Source organism: Luteimonas vadosa, assembly GCF_039543545.1.
GTDB lineage: Bacteria > Pseudomonadota > Gammaproteobacteria > Xanthomonadales > Xanthomonadaceae > Luteimonas > Luteimonas vadosa.
The window spans coordinates 889868-908435 of sequence record NZ_BAABJY010000001.1; the positions used below are offsets into that span (position 1 = coordinate 889868).

16 protein-coding genes and 1 pseudogene are annotated in these 18568 nt (G+C 69.7%); 3 read left to right on the plus strand and 14 right to left on the minus strand.

All coding sequences use genetic code 11. The annotated features are described in order from the left end of the window. Nucleotides 1–29: 29 nt before the first annotated feature. From ABD970_RS04030 to ABD970_RS04085, 12 genes are all read right to left on the minus strand, one after another. On the minus strand, nucleotides 30–1556 hold the full coding sequence (locus ABD970_RS04030) for an ATP-binding response regulator (protein WP_345294202.1): 1527 nt from the start codon (nucleotides 1554–1556) through the stop codon (nucleotides 30–32). A 453-nt stretch (nucleotides 1557–2009) separates the two neighbouring features. Next, nucleotides 2010–2435, minus strand: a complete 426-nt coding sequence (locus ABD970_RS04035) for a hypothetical protein (RefSeq protein WP_345294203.1) — start codon at nucleotides 2433–2435, stop codon at nucleotides 2010–2012. An 85-nt stretch (nucleotides 2436–2520) separates the two neighbouring features. After that, entirely contained in the window at nucleotides 2521–3297 is a 777-nt protein-coding gene (locus ABD970_RS04040; RefSeq protein WP_345294204.1) for a LytR/AlgR family response regulator transcription factor, read from the minus strand. Next, nucleotides 3290–4570 (minus strand): histidine kinase, encoded by a 1281-nt coding sequence (locus tag ABD970_RS04045; protein ID WP_345294205.1) that lies wholly within the window; start codon nucleotides 4568–4570, stop codon nucleotides 3290–3292. The genes ABD970_RS04040 and ABD970_RS04045 overlap by 8 nt, the downstream gene beginning before the upstream one ends. A gap of 149 nt (nucleotides 4571–4719) precedes the next feature. Further along, nucleotides 4720–5844 (minus strand): GGDEF domain-containing protein, encoded by a 1125-nt coding sequence (locus ABD970_RS04050; protein WP_345294206.1) that lies wholly within the window; start codon nucleotides 5842–5844, stop codon nucleotides 4720–4722. 158 nt (nucleotides 5845–6002) lie between these two features. Further along, complete coding sequence (locus tag ABD970_RS04055; protein ID WP_345294207.1) at nucleotides 6003–6617, minus strand: c-type cytochrome; 615 nt, start codon at nucleotides 6615–6617, stop codon at nucleotides 6003–6005. Continuing rightward, entirely contained in the window at nucleotides 6614–7732 is a 1119-nt protein-coding gene (locus ABD970_RS04060; protein WP_345294208.1) for a hypothetical protein, read from the minus strand. Before ABD970_RS04060 ends, ABD970_RS04055 begins: the two co-directional genes overlap by 4 nt. Nucleotides 7733–7980: 248 nt before the next feature. Next, complete coding sequence (locus ABD970_RS04065) at nucleotides 7981–8364, minus strand: RcnB family protein (protein ID WP_345294209.1); 384 nt, start codon at nucleotides 8362–8364, stop codon at nucleotides 7981–7983. A gap of 193 nt (nucleotides 8365–8557) precedes the next feature. Continuing rightward, nucleotides 8558–10471 carry a transglycosylase domain-containing protein gene (locus tag ABD970_RS04070; RefSeq protein WP_345294210.1) on the minus strand — a complete coding sequence of 638 codons (1914 nt, stop codon included), beginning with the start codon at nucleotides 10469–10471 and terminating at the stop codon, nucleotides 8558–8560. Nucleotides 10472–10621: 150 nt separating this feature from the next. Continuing rightward, nucleotides 10622–12322 (minus strand): hypothetical protein, encoded by a 1701-nt coding sequence (locus tag ABD970_RS04075; protein ID WP_345294211.1) that lies wholly within the window; start codon nucleotides 12320–12322, stop codon nucleotides 10622–10624. A 132-nt stretch (nucleotides 12323–12454) separates the two neighbouring features. Then, nucleotides 12455–12889 (minus strand): VOC family protein, encoded by a 435-nt coding sequence (locus tag ABD970_RS04080; RefSeq protein ID WP_345294212.1) that lies wholly within the window; start codon nucleotides 12887–12889, stop codon nucleotides 12455–12457. Between the two features lie 27 nt (nucleotides 12890–12916). After that, complete coding sequence (locus ABD970_RS04085; protein WP_345294213.1) at nucleotides 12917–13258, minus strand: hypothetical protein; 342 nt, start codon at nucleotides 13256–13258, stop codon at nucleotides 12917–12919. A 139-nt stretch (nucleotides 13259–13397) separates the two neighbouring features. Between ABD970_RS04085 and ABD970_RS04090 the strand changes: the two genes are divergently transcribed. The 3 genes from ABD970_RS04090 (at nucleotide 13398) to ABD970_RS04100 (ending at nucleotide 16316) form a co-directional block, all read left to right on the plus strand. Beyond that, nucleotides 13398–13967, plus strand: coding sequence for a DUF6630 family protein (locus tag ABD970_RS04090; protein ID WP_345294214.1), 570 nt, complete (start codon nucleotides 13398–13400; stop codon nucleotides 13965–13967). Between the two features lie 245 nt (nucleotides 13968–14212). Beyond that, a complete protein-coding gene (locus ABD970_RS04095; RefSeq protein ID WP_345294215.1) occupies nucleotides 14213–15472 on the plus strand; it encodes an aminopeptidase in 1260 nt (419 codons plus the stop codon). A gap of 196 nt (nucleotides 15473–15668) precedes the next feature. Continuing rightward, nucleotides 15669–16316, plus strand: coding sequence for a histidine kinase (locus ABD970_RS04100; protein ID WP_345294216.1), 648 nt, complete (start codon nucleotides 15669–15671; stop codon nucleotides 16314–16316). 80 nt (nucleotides 16317–16396) lie between these two features. Here ABD970_RS04100 and ABD970_RS04105 read toward each other — a convergent pair whose 3' ends face one another. Beyond that, entirely contained in the window at nucleotides 16397–17086 is a 690-nt protein-coding gene (locus tag ABD970_RS04105) for a DUF5666 domain-containing protein (protein ID WP_345294217.1), read from the minus strand. 306 nt (nucleotides 17087–17392) lie between these two features. Continuing rightward, nucleotides 17393–18514, minus strand: a pseudogene (locus ABD970_RS04110) (PilT/PilU family type 4a pilus ATPase); the annotation flags it as partial. Nucleotides 18515–18568: the final 54 nt, after the last annotated feature.

Consider the following 18568-nt stretch of genomic DNA (forward strand, 5'->3'; position numbering starts at 1 on the left):
GCGGCGCGGGCCGGGTCGATCGCCGTCGCTCAGCGGTCGCCGAACAGTTCGCCCAGCATGGCCTGCAACTCTTCGGCATCCAGCGGCTTGACCATGTGGCGATCGAACCCGGCTTCGCGCGAGCGTCGCAGGTCGTCTTCCTGGCCCCAGCCGGTGACCGCGACGATGCGCACGCGCTCGCCCGCCCAGGGCAGGGCACGAATGCGGCGGCAGGCCTCGTAGCCATTGAGCCGTGGCATGCCGATATCCAGCAGGACGAGGTCGGGCTGGTAGGCAGCGGCCATTTCGAGGGCATCCTCCCCGTCACTCGCGACCCGTGTTTCGTGGCCCATCAATTCGAGCATGATCGCCATCGTGTCGGCCGAATCGGCGTTGTCGTCGGCGACCAGGACGCGCAGCCGGTGCGCGAACGCAAGGGGTGGGTCCGGCTCCCGGGTCGCAGTCTCGAGTGCGATGGGAAGCAGGACCGTCACCTCGGTTCCCGGCCCGTCCCGCACCGCCTGAACCGAAATGCTGCCTCCATGCATCTCGACAAGTCGCTTGGAGAGGCTCAGCCCGATGCCCAGCCCACCATCGCTGCGCTCCAGCGAGGCGTCCACCTGCCCGAACATTTCCAGGGCGCGCGGCACATCGTCTGCCTGCATGCCGATGCCATTGTCCTGCACGGCGATCCGGGCCTTGTCGCCCTCGATGCCGGTGCGGATTCGCACGCGACCACCCGGGTCGGTGTACTTGGCGGCATTGTTGAGGAGATTCGCCAGCACCTGGGCGGCACGGGTCGGGTCGACGTCGAGGTGGATGTCCGGGGGCACCGGCTCCACTTCCAAGGTGTGTTTCCGCTCCACCACCAAAGGCTCGGCCGCTTCGACCGCGGCGTTGATTACCGCGGCCAGGGGGACGACCTGGCGCTTGAGCTGGAGCTTGTCGCGGGTGATGCGGCTCACGTCCAGCAAGTCGTCGACCAGGCGCACCAGGTGGGCGACCTGGCGTTCCAGCGTTGCGCGTGCGGCCTCGATCGTGCCCTGGTCGCCGTCGGCGCGCCGGATCAGTTCCAGCGCATTGGAGATCGGCGCGAGCGGATTGCGCAGCTCGTGCGACAGGGTGGCGAGGAAACGGTCCTTGCGATGGTCGGCCTCGGATAGCTCGGCGGCCAGTTCCCGCAGCTCCTCCTCCATGCGCCGCAGTTCGGTGATGTCCGAGCGCATGCTGGCCGTGCGTCGGCGGGCCCGATGCAGGGATTCGCAGGCAAGGCTGATCAGCACCGCCACCGTGACGTAGAGCGAAAGCCGGATCATGCCGTCCTGGTCGGCGACGGCGAACGAGCCCGTCGGTTCCAGCAGCAGCCAGTTCGTGGCCGTGGCGCCGATGACGGTGGCCAGCAGCCCGGGCCCGAATCCGCCGTACCAGGCCGCCAGCAGCACGGCCAGGAAAAACGGGATGAAGGTGGCATTGGTGAACAGCGCTGGCGCGATCGCCACCCGGACGACGATGGCGATGATCGCCGCCGCCAGGGCAAGAAAATAGGCCATCGGGCGGGACGGGGCGGGAAATTCCATGGGCCGGATAGTAGCCCGGGCCTGCTGAAGGCAAAGAGGTACGCGTCACGGCACGTGCGCAGGCCTTGCGAGGCATGCGCATCGTCGCTGGCCAGCGCGAACGGTGCGGGCTGGCCGCAGCGATCGGCAAGACGTGCGTCGGGCGTGCCCGCCTTTCACACGGTGCAGCCAAGCGGAGAAGCGCGTGCGCACCGCAGCGCAGGGTGCCAGGCGCGGTATCGCCAGAGGACAGCGGTTGCGGATGATTCATTTCCCGCGAGCAGCAACGGCGCAGGACGATGCGGCAACGCGATGCGGGGGCGGGCGGCGTGAATTCGCACCCCGGGTGTTCCGCCCGTGCACCGCGCGGTTGCCGGCTTCAGCGCACGGTGCGGGCTGCTTGCACGGACATGCGGGCAGCCGTGATGGCCCTCGTGGCGCCACGCATTGCGTCGAGGGTTTCGCGGCCTGCTGTCACGGGGATTGCATGGCAAGACCCGCCTGCGTCGCGGCTGCCGCGGGCGGTGGTGCGCAGCCCGGGATCGAGCCGCCGGGATCGGTGCTGACGCACAGCCGGAATCGGCTCAGGGAGGCGATGCGCCGGCGCTCGCCGCTGGCCAGCGCGAAGCGCTTGGCGGGCCCGGTGCGGCAGTCCTCGGCTTGCGGAGCGGTCGAAGGCGAATCCGGGACGGCCGGGCACTTGCGTGGATACAGGGTGTAGTGGCAGTGGCCGCTGGCACTGCGCAGGCACTCGAACTCGGCGAAACCCGGCCTGGCCACGACCCGGCTATGGAGCACGTCGCCTTCGGCGCCGCTGCTGCGATGGACGTAGGTATTGCCGCCGACGTCGCAACCGTACAGCGACAAGGCGAAGGAGAGGATGGCGATGAACTTGTTCACGGGTCACCTCGGGAAGCTGGGTGTGAGCGGTCGTGACTGGGTTGCTTGCGCCCGGCCCGTGGCGTGGCAGGGCGCCGGGGGCGGGCTACATCTGTCGGAACAGCGCCATGTACGGCGCGCTGACGGGGAGCGTTTCCGGACGCGACTTCAGGCGCACGCAGCCGCGTCCGCTGTCGTCGCGGGCGATGCCGGCGATCGCCTTCATGTTCACGATGGTGGAGCGGTGGATCTGCTTGAACGTCTTCGGGTCCAGCACCGGCAGCAGGTCCTTGATCGGCGTGCGCAACAGCGCTTCGCCTTCCGCGGTCATCACCGAGGTGTACTTGTTGTCGGCGCGGAAGTAGACCACCTCGTCGACCAGGATCAGCCGAGTCTCCTGCCCCGCGCTGGCGGTGATCCAGGTCAGCGGCTCCGGGCCTTCGGCCCGTGGCAAGCCGTCGTTGAGGCGTTGCAGCAGTTCGGCGAAGGCGGCGGCATCGGGCGTCCCGGTGCGCGCCTTGAGCCGTTGCACGCAGGCGGCGAGGCGGTCGCCGTCGATGGGCTTGAGCAGGTAGTCGACCGCGCCGCGCTCGAACGCGTCGACGGCGTACTGGTCGTAGGCGGTGGTGAACACGACCTGGGTCCGCGGACTGGCTTCGGCGCTGGCCGCGGCCACTTCCAGGCCGGTCAGGCCGGGCATGCGGATGTCGAGGAAGGCGACGTCGGGGGCATGTTCGGCGAGGGCTTCCAGCGCACTGGCACCGTCCTCGCAGGCGGCCACCACCTGCAGTTCGGGCCAGGCGCGCGCGAGCTGGGTGACCAGTGCGTCGCGCAGGATCGCCTCGTCCTCGGCGACGACGGCGGTCGGGGCCTGGTCATTCATGCGCGGAGTCCTCGGCGGTCGCGGGCGCGGCGTCGTGCATGCCGGCCGGGGCGGGAACGGTGATGGTGGCGGCCACGCCGGCGGGGAAGTTCGCGACCACCGCGAGCGCGGCATTGCTGCCGTGGACCAGGCGCAACCGCTCGCGCACGTTCTTCAGGCCGATGCCGGTGCCGGTCGTTTTCGCGTTGAAGCCATCGCCGTCGTCGGCCACGGTCACCGCGACGCAATCGCCGTCGCGGCGCGCACGGATCCAGACGGTGCCGCCGGCGGTGCGGGGTTCCAGGCCGTGCTTGATCGCGTTCTCGACCAGGGTCTGCAGCATCATCGGCGGCAACGGCGTGGCGCGCAGCGCCTCCGGCACGTCGACTTCGACCTTGAGTCGCGCGCCCATTCGGATCTTGAGGATCTCCAGGTAGGCGATCGCGCGTTCGAGTTCGGCGCCCAGGGTGGACTGCTCGTCGTCGGTGCGCGGCAGCGAGCGGCGCAGGTACTGGATCAGGTGCCCAAGCATCGCGTCGGCGCGCTCGGGATCGCTGCGCGTGAGCAGCTGCGCGCTGGCCAGCGTGTTGTAGAGGAAATGCGGTTCGACCTGGGCGTGCAGCAGGCTGAGCTTGGCGACGGTGAGTTCCTTCTCGGTCGCGGTCTGCGCGGCCTCGGCCTTCTCGCCGCGGCGGTGGGCGGCGATGCGTCGGCTGACGGCGCGGGTGATCGCCTCGGCGTTCTCGTAGTTGGTGGCGTTGTCGACCAGCAGCAGGTCCGACCAGGTCGGGTTCTCCGGTTCGCACAGCAGCGTGACGCTGCCGGTGTCGCGGCCGGGCGTGACCGTGGCGAGGATCTGGTTGCGGCGCTCGCCGAACCAGGCCAGCGGGTTCCAGCGCCCCAGCGGCAATTCGCCGTACAGGTCGGGGCGGCGGACCTTGGCGCGGATCTGCAGGCTGTCGCGGGCGCTTTCCACCTGCTCGATGCGCGGCAGTTCGCGGATCGCGGCGTCGAGCAGGTCGAAGGCCTCGCCGGCCTCCAGCGGGATCTCGATGTGCCGCCGCTGGCGGTTGGACAGCGCGGCGCTGTCGATGCCGCCGGCGATCAGGCGCACCCGGCCCAGGTGCGAGATCGCACCGGTGACCACCAGGGCCATGGTGAGCATCGCGGCGATGGCGATCGGCCATTCCACGCGACCGAGCAACGGCAATTCGTCCCAGATGGCCACGGCGAGTCCGACGACAAGCGCCCATGCGATGGCGAGGCGGAGGACGAAGAAGAGGCTCTTGATCACGGTGCGTTTCCCGGATGCGACTGGATTGCGATCGAGGATAGCGAGGCGCCGCGCAGCCGTGGGCCCCGGTGCGACGGACGCCCGGATGGGGCGACGAAACCGCCGCGTCGGCGGATGGATTCCGGCGATCGGCCCGGCGCGGGCCGGCGTCAGGCCGGTACGGCCTCGACGGCTGGCGCCAGGCAGACCCGGTCGCGGCCGGTGGCCTTGGCGGCGTACACAGCACCGTCGGCGGCATGGTAGAGCGCGTCCATGTCGTCGTGCACCGCGGGGTCGTACTGCGCCAGGCCGATGCTGACGGTGGCGGTGACGGCCACGCCCTCGAGCGCGATCGGGTGCGTGGCCTGCTCCAGCCGGAAGGCCTCGGCACGGGCGAGTGCGGCGTTGATGCCCTGCCCGTCGAGCACGACGCCGAATTCCTCGCCGCCGATGCGCGCGGGCAGGTCGCCGGGTTGCTGGAACGCCGTCCGCAGGCGCGCCGCGATCGCCATGAGGCAGGCGTCGCCCACCGAATGTCCGTGGCTGTCGTTGATCCGCTTGAAGTGGTCGACGTCCAGCAACAGCAAGGTGAGCGGCGACCCCGTGCCGGCCGCCCTGCCGGCCGCATGGTCTAGCACGTCGGCGAACTGGCGCCGGTTGGCCAGCTCGGTCAGCGGATCGATCCGGCTCTGCCGCGAGAACAGGTCGCGCTGGTTGCGCAGTTCCTGGTCGAGGTCCAGGCGCTGCTGGTATTCGACATAGGCGCGCAGCAGCGCGATGACGACGTACACGAGGTAGATCACCATCATCAGGCCGTCGGCGCGACCCTCGGGGCGGACCCACAGCAGGACCAGCCCGGGGACGCACAGCAACGCGACGCCGGCGAAGGCGAAGCTGCGACGCATGCTGAAGGCGTGGGCGATGGCCGTGGCCAGGCCCAGGGTGAACAGCAGGGCTGTGGTCTGCGCGCGCCCGAAGCCCGGATCCCACATCGCCCAGAAGAACAGCACGCCCCATAGCGCGGTCGTGGCCAGGACGATGCCCCAGTGCAACAGCAGCCAGTTGGCGATGGCGGGACCGTCGCCGTCCTGCAACGGGCGATGGACGAATCGCCAGGTGGCGAGCAGGAGGAACGCGAGCGTCAGCGCCCAGCTGGCGGCCGGTGCGCGCGCGAACGCATCACCGTACAGGCCCACGACCAGCCAGGACACGGCATAGAACATGCCGCCGGTCAGGGCGCGCTGGTAGGTGTCGACCATCTCCTGTTGCAGGCGACCTGTGCGAATGGCATCCATCGCGCCAGCATACGCATCGGACACCGCCTGTGCGAAGCGGGCGTGCGGGGAGTGGGCGCGCGATGGACCACCCGTTCATGGCGGATGCAACGATGCCGGATGGCGATGACCCGGCACCTGGCCGCTTCGCCAGCGCAGGTGCCGGTGCCGGGGGGTGCTCAGCCTGCCGGCGGGTCCGGCTCGGGCACCTGGTTGTCGATGGCGGGAATCGTGCGCAGGTAGCTGTACACCGCTTCGATGTCGGCGTCGGTGAGCTGCCCGTACACCGGCCAGGGCATCGGCGGCAGGATGTCGCGCCCGCGTCCGAGGTGCTTGCCGGTACGCAGCGTGTCGCGGAAGTTGGCCAGGGTCCACAGACCGAGCCCCGTTTCCTCGTGCGGAGTGAGGTTGGCGGTGTAGCTGACGCCCCAGGGGCCGGCGAACGCCGTGTTGGTGGCGGCGGTCAGCGTCGTCCACGGACCTTCCGGCAGGGCCGGCGGCGGCGGCAGTTTCATGTCGGACGGGTGCCCGGACAGCATGCGCGACATGTCGGGCTCGGGTCCCTTCTCGCCCATGACCCAGGGGGTATGGCAGTCGTTGCAGCCGGACGTGGCCACGATGTAGCGGCCGCGCTCGACGACCGCCGCCGGGGCCGGCGGTGGCGAGGTGCCCGCCACGCCGTCCGGGGTGGCCGGATCCGATTGCGCGGCGGCAAAGGCCGCGGTGGCGGCAAGGCTGGCGATCGCAAGCGCGAGCGCGCTGCGGGCGTGGTTGCGGGCGTGTGGACGGGTCATGGTGTCGGGTCCTCGGGTTTGGGAAGTTCGGTGATCCATCGTTCGACCAGGGCGAGCCCTGCGTCGTCGACGAGCTGGGTGCCGATCGGCGGCATCTGGGTTTGCGGGTGGCGCGAGCGCATGCGTTGCGCCAGGACACTGGCGGTCGCGTCGCCGGGCACGATGCGCGAGGCGCGCGTGCCGTCGGCGCCGCGGGGCGCGCGCAGGGCGAATGCCTGCGCCGTGGCGAGCACGGTCTGGGCGTCGAGCTTGCCGTCTCGCCAGTGTCCGGCGAGGGCCAGCCGCACCGGCACGGCCTTCTCGCCGGTGTTGTGGCAATGCCCGCAATTGGCGTGCAGGTAGCCGAGGGCCGCGCGTTCGGTGGCGGAGCGTGCCGCGATCCGGGGGGGCGTTTCGAGCAGCGATGCCGGCGCATTGCGCAGCCAGCCGCGTGCGATCAGGGCGCGCAGCTCCCCCTCGCGGTGGGCCGGGGGCGAGGCGTGCGGCGCCAACGGGTCGCGGTCCGGCGAGAGCTGCAGCGCGGACACGCCCAGGACCGGGACTTCCGCGCCGTCATGGCAGGCGCGGCAGTCGTCTTGCGATGGGATCACGTAGTGCGACACGGGTGCGCCGCGCAGCGGCACCGCGTCGATCCCGGACTCGGGCGCCAGCACCGCATCGCTGCCGTCGGCATTCCAGACGTAGGCCGAGAACCGCCACGTGCCGTCGGCCAGCCGTTCGATCATGCGGGTCTCCACGGGCCGCCCGTAGGCGAATTCCTTCCACAGGCGCGTGCCCGGCGGAAACTGCCACGCCTCGCTGCGGCTCGCGTCGATGGCGGTGCCGGGTGGCAGGCGCAGCCAGCGGCGCTTGGTCGTGCCGTCGGACCAGAGGGGATACTGCGGCGAGAACTCGAACAGCTCCGGGTCGACCTGGCGTTGAACCGGGTCCCGGTAGAGCCCGGTCTGGCTCAGCAGCTCGGGGAGGGGCGGCGGTGCGACGGCAGGCGTCGCCACCGCGTCCGACACCGGCGCATGCCGGAGGCCGATCGTGCCCAGTGCGGCCAGGGCGAGCAGCCCCCAGGCAGCGAGGTGGCGGGAACGCGGGGACGCCGCGGGGGTTGCGTGTGTAGCCATCGGATGGTGACGGGGAGGACCGGTCGGATGGCCGGGTCGGCCATGTCCCCCAAAACGTAAAACAGCGGCAGGAACCGGACATGTGCGGTGCGTTGGGATGACGCATGGACCAGGCGGACCTCGCATCGGGAGCCGCCTGGCGCCGGGCAGGGTCCCGACCCCCGCTTGCGGGGCCATGAAGTCGCGGGGCCATGAAAAAGCCCCGCGGTGCGGGGCTTTGGGGGGAGGGTGCTGGCGCGGATTGCGGCTCAGTAGCCGAGCACGTCGCGGATGACGCCGGTGGCGACTTCCACCAGGAGGTAGCGATCATCCATCGGGCGCACCCAGCGGTATCCCGAGGGCGGCGGCGCCAGGCGGTAGGCTCGGTAGTCCTCGACGTAGTAACCCGGTCCGATGTCGGCCAGCGGGAGGCGATCGCCGCGCTTCCACGCCTGCTTGTGCCAGCCCAGGTGCAAGCCGTTGTCGTGCCGGCCGGCCGCCTTCGGGGCATGTCCCTTCGCCGCCGAGGGGTGGTGCGCGTGCTGCGCATCGTGGCCCTTGCCCTTGCCTTGCCCGGCAACGACCGGCGTGGACGCCAGCGCGAGCGCGGCCATGCTCGCCGCAATCGTCGAAATCATCGTGGTCTTGTTCATCGGGTTCTCCGTTGTCAGGTATCCGGTGGACATCCTCGCCAGCGCGGCGTGAACCGGGCGAAACGATGCCGCACTGCACCGGGACGGCATTCAGGTTGGACTCGTTCGCGCGCGGGAACGGCGGGAAAAAGACGCGCGGCGATTCAGGAAGTCGGGGCGAAGGATCCGGTCGCGCCGGTCGTGCCCGGGCCGCTCAACGCTTCTTCTTTCCCTTGCCGCGCCCGCCTTTCTTCCCGAACCAGCGGCTCTTCCACTTCGACCAGCGTGAACTCCGCTGTGGGCCTTGGGTACGCGCGGGGCGCGCGCCCAGGGCGCGAGCGTCCAATGCCTCGGATGCGAAGTCCGCCCACATCCGCGCCGGGAGTCCCCCGCCGGTGACGCTCTCCATCGGCGTGTTGTCGTCGTTTCCCACCCAGATGCCCACCGCCAGGTCGCCCGCCAGGCCGATGAACCAGGCGTCCCGGTAATCCTGCGTGGTGCCGGTCTTGCCGAAGGCGGGGATCGACAGCCGGGCAGCACGGCCCGTGCCCTGGTCGACGGTGGCGTGCAGCAGGTCGAGCAGGGCCTTGCGCTCTTCCTCGGTGAGCGGATGTCCGTTCGCCGGGTTGCGCGTGGTTTCACGCGGCAGTCCGCTGGGGACCACGGGCGCCGTGTCCGCACCCAGCGCCGCATAGGCGGCCGTCATTTCCAGCAGGTTGGTTTCCGAACTGCCCAGGGCCAACGTCGGCTCCGACGCCAGGTCGCTCTGGATGCCTAGGTCGCGCGCTGCGCGGACCACGTTGCGCGTCCCGACCTGGTCGGCGAGGCGCACGGCGGCGACATTGCTCGACTGCGCGAACGCATCGCGCAACGGAATCGAGCCGCGGTAATTGTCGGTGTAGTTGCTTGGCGTCCATTCGCCGAGGGTGATCGGCGCGTCTTCCACCAGGCTGTCGGGGGTCATGCCGTCCCGCAGTGCCGCCAGGTAGACGAACAGCTTGAAGGTGGAGCCCGGCTGTCGTTGCGCCTGGGTCGCCCGGTTGAAGGCGCTGCCGCCATAGTCGTGGCCGCCGACCATCGCCACCACCTCGCCGTTGGTGCGCATCGCCACGAGGGCGGCCTGGCCGACACGCTCGCGGGTGCCGCGACGGACGGCGTTGCCGACGATGCGTTCGGCCAGCGACTGCAGGCGCGGATCGAGCGTGGTCTGCACGGGAACTTCCCCGTACTCGCTCTCGAACGCGGCCTTGGCCTGCGGCGACACCCAGTCCGCGAAGTACGAGCCGACCGGGAGATCCGCGCGACCGCTGCGCAACCGCGCGGGGCGCGCCGCGTCCGCCTCGGCCTGGCTGATGAAGCCGGCATCGACCATCGCGGAGAGCACGACACCGGCGCGTTTGCGGGCGCCGCGCAGGTTGCTCGTCGGCGCCAGGGCCGACGGCGCCTTGGCCATCCCCGCCAGCATCGCGGCCTGTCCCAGGTCGAGCTCTTCGGGCGGGACGTCGAAGTAGTGCCGCGCGGCCGCCCGCAGCCCGTAGACCCCGTCGCCGAAGTAGATGCTGCTCAGGTAGCGCGACAGGATTTCGTCCTTGTCCAGCCGGGCTTCCAGCCACAGCGCGATCATGGCCTCCTGGATCTTGCGGCGGAACGTGCGCTCGGCCGGCAGGAAGGAGGTCTTGGCCAGTTGCTGCGTGATGGTGCTGCCGCCTTGCCGGATCTGGCCCGCTTCGGCGTTGTGGCGTGCCGCGCGGGCGATGCCACGCGGATCCAGGCCGATGTGCGAGTAGAACCGGCGGTCCTCGATCGCCAGCACGGCGTCGCGCACGTGCGGTGGCAGCGTGCGCACGTCGACCGGTGCCTCCTTGTACGCACCACGGCGCGCGAACGGCTTGCCGTCGCGGTCGAGGAGGACCAGCGTCGGCTCCGGCAGCGGTTCCAGCGCTCGGGAGACCGGCAGCGCCCAACTCAGCCAGGCGAACGCCAGGGCCATCGTGCCGAAGGCGACGACGGCCCAGCGCCAGCGACGGTCGTCCCGCCAGCCTCGCCATCGTGGCGCGCGCACGATGGCATTGGCCTGGGTCTCGGTCGACGGGTCGGAAAAATCAGGGGCGCTGGCGATTCGGTCCATCCATCCAGTGTCCGATGCCGATGGTGGTCGCCGGCGTGACGACGGGACGTCCCGCGCGCGCTGCGCGCGCGACCGGGAGGCATGGATCCGCTCCGCATCGCGCAACCGGCGCGTCGCGGATGGCTGCGTCCCGGCGGCGAGGGCGAACGCTTACCTCGGCTGGCCGATCAAGCGGCTTTGCCGGTACGCCTCGATGCGTTCCTGCATGCGTTGCCGCCACAGCGGGGTCATGGTCACCCCTCGCGGCGCGGGTTGCGCCATGGTCGTCGCCGGCATCGGCAAGGCCTGCACGCCCGTGGCCACCGCGGAGGCCGTCACTTGTGGTGCGGAATAGACGTCGGTGCGGTTGTTGTCCGGGCCGCCGCTCTTGACGTAGAAGGGCACGAACACGCTCCCCCGGCTGCGAAGTCCCTGGTAGTCGCCGAGGAAATAACCGTTGGCCACGGGCGCGGTATCCAGGTCGAAGATGTTGGCCACCCGCGTTTCGCTCCAGGACCCGCCCCGATCACCCGACTGCGCCATCCAGTACTCGGTCTGCAGGATATTGGGGTCGGCGTCGTTGGCGCGCAGATCGTAGTAGGTGACGGCCAGCCGGCCGTCGGGACGCACGTAAGGCGTGGGGGTGAAGGCATGCACGTTGGTCGCGGTGTTGTTGACCCGGACGGGCGCCGACCAGGTCTGCCCGCCGTTGGTGGAGCGGGAAAACGCGATGGCGTCCACGCTGCCGCCGCTGAAGCGCGCGTCCTGCCAGACCACGAACAGATCGCCATTGTTGGGGTCGACCGCGATCTGCGCGAGGATCGCCCCATCCCGGATCGTCTGGCCGGTCTGCGGGTCCCGGGCGCCAACTGCCATGAGGGTGGCGATCTGGATCGGCGGCGACCAGGTCAGGCCGCGGTCGCTGGAGAGGATGACCCGGATCGTCGAGGTCTGGCCGCCCCCGGCGCTGTCGATCTGGGTGAACAGATTGACCAGCAGGCCTCCCGGCGTCGCCGCGATGACGTTGCCGATCGTCTGGTTGCCCGGGCCCGGGTCGTAGATGCTGCGCGCCGGCTCCCAGCTCACGCCTCCGTTGGTGGTGCGCGCGAAGTAGGTCGGGCCTCCGCCATTGTTGGCGACCAGTCGATCCCAGACCGCATAGACGAAGTTGGCGTCGATGGGATCGGCGGTGATCGCGTTCTTGTCGTTGAAGAAGCCCGGACCGTCCTGGATCAGCGTGGCGGGGTTGCTCCAGGTCAGCCCGCCGTCGAGGCTGCGGCTGGCCAGCATGGCGTTGCTCGATCCGGCGGTGAACGACCCCCCCGTGATCGCGAGTGCCATCGCGTGCGCGACGCCGTTGGGCGAGAACGTGACCCAGGGATCGCTCGCGCGCGCGTAGTCGCCCCCGTTGGCCGGATTGCCGCCGGCGCAGCGCGAGAACGGGAGCGGGCGCCGCGTCCAGTTGACGCCACCATCAGTGGAGACGGCCGCCATCAGTCCCCGCGCGCCGCCGTTGGACCAGCGGTCCTGCTGCCACACCCCGATCATGCGGTTGGCGTTCAACGGGTCGACGGCCAGGTAGGGCTCGACCTCGGCGTTGATGTAGACCGTGCCCGAGACCGCGACGCCGTCGCAGTTCGCCGTGAAGGGGGACTGGCCGGAGACCAGGTATTCCGGGTCGACCACCGGCAAGGGGGCTGGCGGTGGGGGAGGCGGCAAGGGTGGCGGAGTGACCGGCGCACTGCCGCCACCACCGCCGCCGCCGCAAGCGGCGAGCAGCAGCAAGGCCGATAACGCAACGATCCGCCTCGGAGCCGGGCGATCGGTGGACTGGCGTCGAACCGGCCAACGGCCATGCAGGAGGAAGAACATCATCCGTCTCCTTCGCGGTCGTCCGCTCCGGGAAGCCCATGGGCAGTATACGGCTGCCCGCGCCACCGTCCGACCGACCCCGCGACGCGCCCCTCATGGCGAGCGGACCGGGTGTCCGGCCCGGAAGCCGCCTCAGCGCGCGAACGGCTGGGCTTCGATGTCCGCGAACGCCTTGAACTCGAGTGCGTTGCCCGACGGGTCGAGCAGGAACATCGTGGCCTGTTCGCCCGGCTGACCGGCGAATCGGACGTGCGGCTCGATCACGAAACGCACGCCTGCCCTGCGCAGGCGGTCGGCCAGCAGGCGCCAGCGGGCCAGGTCGAGCACGACGCCGAAGTGGGGTACCGGCACGTCATGGCCGTCGACCGGATTGGTCGAGCCCGTCGGCAGCGGTTGCGCCGCGTCGCACCGATGGCAGACCAGCTGGTGGCCGTAGAGGTCGAAGTCGACCCAGCCCTCAGCGCTGCGGCCTTCGCTGCAACCCAGCAGATCGCCATAGAAACGGCGCGCGGCCGCGAGGTCGTGGACGCGGATGGCGAGGTGGAAGGGCGGGGGCGAGGTGGGCATCGGCAAGCGATCCGGGGGCGGCGGCGTTCAGGCCTCGGGCACGCCGTTTCGTGCGACGGGCGCTGCGACCTCGCCCTCGGGGAGCGTCGCAGTTCCCGCCGGGCGAGGCGATTCACGAACGACGACGGTACTCGCCTTGTTGGCGATGATGTAGGGGCGAACATCCTCCACTTGGCGCAGCCGGCCGATGGCGCGCTGGGCGAATCGCCGCGGCGTGATGCGCACGTGGCAATTCCGGAAGGGGGCGGCGTCGTTGCGGCCCTTCGAGACGTAGACGATCCGCCCGTCGCGATCCCGGCCCAGCACCAGCCGCTCCTGGTGGTTGCTGGTCCGGTAGATCCAACCGGTCTGGATGTCGGATTCGGACATGGCCATGGCGCGACCTGCGTGCGGGGAGCGACCAGTCTAGTCGGGCCGCCGCCTGCTGGTCGCTTGCAGGCGCTGCCCGTCCGGGGTTTCCACGGACCGCGCGGAGCGTCACCATGGTGGGGACCACGCGGAACCGACCATGGCCGTCCCCGACGACGATTTCGACAGCGACGACAACTTCGCCCACCTGGGCACCGACGGCCTCGAGATCGACGACGAGGCGGGTGGCGAGGCCCTGCTCTGGCAGTTGCTCCTGTTGATCAACCCCGACGACGAAGAAGCCGCGTTGCAGCAGTTCAGCGCCTGGCGGGAGGCGATGGCGGACGCCGCGGAGGTCGAACCCGACCCCTTGGCCGCGCTCGCACGCGTGATCGACTGGAAGTCGGGCTTCGACGTGGGGGCCCATGACACGGGTGCCCTCATCGAAAGCCTCGACGAACTGGCATCGCGCTGGAACCTGCGGATCGACTGGGGCGTCGACGATCCGACGGACCCGGATTTCCTCGCCGCCGCCGACGGTGGAAGCCTGCTGGCGCGCGCGCACGACCAGCTGCGCGAGCACGGCTACACGCTGTGGACCTGGAACCCGCGTGGCGCCGTGCGCGAGGATGTCTTCATGGGCTGGATCACCTGGCGGCACGACGGCGAGGGGCTGCAGGCGGTCGCCCAGGCGCTCGATATCGAGGTCCGACCCGGCAACGTGCATTAGTCCGGCAGGATCGGCGAAGCCCGAATCCAGCCTTTCCGGCTTCACGGCGGAGGCGCCGTGTTGCGCCGCAACGCCGGCGTTCCCGCCGCAAGGTTCCCGTTGGCCGCAATCCTGTTCTTGCAGCGTCTTTGCCCGTCCTACGCGCTTGCGCGCGCCGCTGTGGGGCCAGCCAATGGCCGTTTCGCCGCACGGGCCGCGTTGCCTCCTGCACGGGCCGCCCCCGCGGCCACGCCGGGAGTAATGCAATGAATCGAAGCTTGCCTACGGCCGCGCTCGCGGTCGCGATGGGTCTGTCGCTCGCCGCTTGCCAGCGCGACGACGCCGCCACCAGCGACACCGCGGCAGCGCCCGCCGATGCCGCGAGCCAGTCCGCGGACCAGTCGCCCGGGGCCGCCACCGACCTGGAGCAACTCGCGGAACGCATCGTGACCCAGAGTGCCGCGGTCCGGGATGGCGACGTCGTGGTGATCACCGGCCGGCCCCACGATGCCGAGCTCATGGAGAACATCGCCGTCCATGCCGCGCGGGTCGGCGCCCAACCGATGATCCTCTATTCCAGCGACCGGCTGGCCAAGCGCCTTTTCTTCGACGTGCCGGCCGAGTACGACAGCCGGCCAGACGAACTCGGCATGCAGATGGCGGGCATGGCGGACGTCTTCATCTCGCTGGGCAATGTGACCAGCGAGAGCCTGTTCGAAGGGGCGGATCCGGAACGGCTCGCCGCGCGCGGCAAGGCCGGCGCAGGCGTTGGCCAGGAGATGATGAAGAACAACGTCCGCCGCGTGGAGATCGGCAACAACCTGTATCCGACGGCCTGGCGCGCCGAACGCTTCGCGATGGACATGGATGCCTTGTCGAAGATGTTCTGGGATGGCGTGAACCTGGATTACTCGACCCTGCAAACGCGCGGCGAGGAAGTCAAGGCCGCACTCGCCGGTGGCGATGAAGTCCACGTCACCCATCCCAACGGCACCGACCTGCGGTTCCGCATCGGCGGGCGCCCGGTCCTGGTGAGCGACGGCGTCATCTCCGCGGACGACATGAAGCAAGGCGGAGCCGCGGTGTCGGTCTACCTGCCGGCCGGCGAGGTCTACACCACGCCGGTGGCCGGCTCTGCCGAAGGCAAGATCGTCGACACTGGCACCTGGTTCCGTGGCAAGCCGGTGGAGGGCCTGACCCTCACGGTCGAGGGCGGGAAGGTGACGGCGATGAGCGGCAGCGGCCCTGGCTATGCGGACATGCAGGCCGCGTACGACGCCGTCGACGACGAACGCAAGAACCTGTTTGCGTTCTTCGACCTGGGCATCAACCCCAATATCGCCCTTCCGGCGGACAGCAAGGCCGGCAACTGGGTGCAGGCAGGCACGGTGACCCTTGGGACCGGCGCCAACGACTGGGCCGGGGGAGACAATACGGTGCCCTTCGGGTCGACGATCTACCTGCCGGGAAGCACCGTGACCCTTGACGGCAAGACCATCGTGGAGAACGGCACGCTCAAGCTCTGAGCCGGCTCATCCGCGCGGGCGGGCCCCGGCGCAAGACCCTCGTCGCTCGCGGGGGCCCGCCCGCACGGTGGGGAAGCGGCCAGGGATGGCCGCCGACCTTCCGCTTGATCGGCGATGCGACGGGCGTATGCTCGGCAAGGCCACCGACTCGTCCGCACAGGCGATCGATGGCGCCCGACGACCGGGAGGGATCTGGATGAACGCGCTTTCCGCCAGTGACGTTGAAGGGGGCCCCCCGCAGGGCGTGTACCGGGACATGCTCGATCGGCTGCCGACCGCGGCATACGCCTGCGATGCGGAGGGGTTGATCACCTACTACAACAAGAAGGCGGTCGAGACCTGGGGTCGTGCCCCGAGGCTGATGGACCCGTCCGACCGCTTCTGCGGTTCATACCGGCTTTTCGGCACCGACGGCGCGCCCATCGACCACGCCGAATGCTGGATGGCGCTCGCGCTCCGCAACCGGCGCGAGTACCTCGCGCAGGAGATCCTGATCGAACGCCCGAATGCATCGCTGCTGCCGGTCCTTGCCTACGCCACGCCACTGTTCGACGAGGACGCCAGGCTCGTCGCGGGGATCAACATCCTGGTCAGCATCGACGAACGCAAGCGCCTGGAACGGCTGATGAAGGACGCCGACGAGGTCAAGAACCAGTACATGGCGACCTTGGCCGGTGAACTGCGGCACCAGTTGGGCGAGATGCGCACCGCGCTGGGGAGCCTCGGCATGCCCGACGCCCTGGAGGGGGCCGTGGCGACGCTCGCGGAACAGGTCGACGCGATGGAGCGCCTGGTGGGCGAGCTGCTGGACCAGCCCAGCCGCGGGTCCTCGCAGGACGTCTAGGCCCGTTCCGGTGACGCCGTGGATGCCAAGCGCGTCCGCGCCGGGTGCGGAGCCCGCGCCGAGGTCACTGCAACAGGGATTCAGTAGCGCCGGGCGCTGCGTTCGACCGTGATGCGTTCCGCCTGCCAGGTGCCACCGTTGCCACGACGCGCTTGCACGCGGACCAGGTCGCCACGCTCCAGGTTCTCAGGGCGGTAACTGCGGCCCTGGTATTCGACCACCGTCGCGTGGTCGTATTCGACCTGGGTCGTGCCGGCATAACCCGCCCCGTCCAACCTGATCGTGCGGTAACGGGTGTCGACCAGCCCGACGGTGCCACGCAACTCCTCGTAGGCGTTGCCGTAGCCACCACCGTAACCGCCGCTCTCGCGGACGTTGCGCAACACCTCGATCGAGCGCGCCCACCAGTCGGCGCCCGACTGGGTGGCGTCGATGCGGATCACGTCGCCGCGCTCCAGTCCTTCGACCGGATGCGCCTGTCCCTGGTAGATCAAGCGAGTCTGCTGGTCGTAGCGCACGGCCAGCTGCCGGCCGCCGTAGCCGGCGCCGCCCTGGTCGACCGACAGCACGATGCGGTCGCCGTAGGCATCCAGCGACTCCACGGTGCCGACGATCTGCTGGCCGTATTGATTCGGTACGGATTGGCCGTAACCACCACTTGGGTAGGGCGCCCCGTAGCCTCCGGGGGTCGCGCAACCAGCCAGCAGCAGCGCGGCCGCGCCGATGAGCAGGACAAGCCACGTGTTCTGCAAGCGATTTCCCTGGGCCATGGCTGCGATCCCTTTCCGTGCGGCGAGGCGGCCATTGAAGCCCTCGCTGCGTGAACGGCGGGTCGTCGGCGTGGTGGGCATTCATGAACCGGCACGCACGGTGCATGGCATTGCCGCCCGGCCGAGTCGCATGCGCGATCCCGGATCAGCCGCAGGGCCCCACCGTCATCAGGCCTGGCTGCGCTCCTTCGCTTCCTGGAGACGCTTCAACTCGATCTCGTCGCGCTTGGCCTGCTGCTTGCGCAATTCCTCTTGCCGGAGTTCCTCGAGCTTTTCCGGCGACGGTTCCTCATGCAGCGAGAGCGACAGGCCGGCAGCCGACGAGGGCTCGCCGCGCCGGCTCTTGAGCTTGATGTGGAGGCGGAGCTCGTTGGCCGAGTCGGCGTTGCGGATGGCTTCGTCGTAGGAAATCATGCCTTCGTTGTAGAGCTCGAACAGCGCCCAGTCGAAGGTCCGCATGCCCAGTTCGCGGGACTTGTTCATGACCTCCTTGAGCTCGTTGAACTCGCCCTTGAAGATCTTCTCGGAGATCGTCGGCGTGTTGAGCAGGATCTCGATGGCGGCCACTCGACCCTTGCCGTCCTCGGTGCGGACCAAGCGCTGGGAAATGATCGCCCGCAGGTTCGCCGACAGGTCCATGAGCAGCTGCGTGCGGCGCTCCTCGGGGAAGAAGTTGATGATCCGCTCCATGGTCTGGCTCGCGCTGTTGGCATGCAGCGTGCTCAGGCACAGGTGGCCGGTTTCGGCGAAGGCGATCGCATGCTCCATGGTCTCGGCGTCGCGGATCTCGCCCACCAGGATCACGTCGGGGGCCTGCCGCAAGGTGTTCTTCAGCGCATGGTGCCAGCTGTGCGTGTCGACGCCCACCTCCCGGTGGGTGACCAGCGAGCTCTGCGAAACATGGGCATATTCGACCGGGTCCTCCACGGTGATGATGTGGCCGGACGAGGTGCGGTTGCGGTGGTCGATCATCGCGGCCAGCGAGGTGGACTTTCCCGAGCCCGTCCCGCCCACCACCAGGACCAGCCCGCGCTTCTCCATGATCACGTCCTTGAGGACCTCGGGCAGGCGCAGCTTCTCGAAGTTGGGGATCTCGGCGGCGATGGTGCGCAGGACCATGCCGACCTGGCCCTGCTGGACGAAGACGTTGACCCGGAAGCGCGACACGCCCGGCACGACGATGGCGAAGTTGCACTCCATCTCGCGCGCGAACTCCTCGCGCTGCTTCTCGTTCATCATCGCCCGCGCCAGTTGCGCGGTGACCTCGCCGGTGAGCTTCTGCTCGGTGAGAGGCGTCATGTGCCCGTGCGACTTCATGCTCGGCGGGAAATCGTGGGCGATGAACAGGTCCGAGCCGCCGGCCTTCGCCATCGCGCCGAGCAGCTTGTGCATCAGCGCGCGCGCTTGTTCGTCCGTGAGCAGGGTCATTCGTCGAGATCCCTTCGGGCAGTGGTCGCGTGCATCATGCCATTGCCGCGCGGG